Below are 385 nucleotides of genomic sequence, written 5' to 3'. Positions count from 1 at the left end.
AATCTGGTTTCCCCAGGGAAGATATTACGTATTGTCTTTTGTTTTTCCAGTATTACCATTATTCTTCACTGAAGCAATCCCCACGTCACGGGATTGCGTGGTGAGATACATCTGACTCGTACCAATAATTTGATGGTTTGCGGCTTTTAAATTAAAGTAAAACTTACCATTCGCTGCAACTTTCCTTTCATATCGTTCATCCAGGGAACTATTCGTCCGGACAGATGCGATACCGTTTTCAGCAGCAGCTTTTGTGGTATAAAGCTCACTTGTAAGAATAATCTCACCATTACCTGCTTTAAGTATAAATCTGAACTGTTCATTACTGCTTTTACTTAATTCGAACCAACCAGACATATGAACTCCTTATCTACCCGTTTAATCG

1 protein-coding gene is annotated in these 385 nt (G+C 39.0%); it reads right to left on the bottom strand.

Annotated features, from left to right (window positions below; genetic code table 11):
- Nucleotides 1-24 precede the first annotated feature (24 nt).
- Complete coding sequence (locus GTGU_RS23725) at nt 25-357, bottom strand: YegP family protein (protein WP_038163945.1); 333 nt, start codon at nt 355-357, stop codon at nt 25-27.
- Between the last annotated feature and the right edge of the window lie 28 nt (nt 358-385).

It is taken from the genome of Trabulsiella guamensis ATCC 49490 (assembly GCF_000734965.1).
GTDB classification, from domain to species: Bacteria; Pseudomonadota; Gammaproteobacteria; order Enterobacterales; family Enterobacteriaceae; genus Trabulsiella; species Trabulsiella guamensis.
The sequence above is the reverse complement of the archived record's forward strand: the minus strand, read 5'-3'. Positions and strand labels throughout refer to the sequence as shown.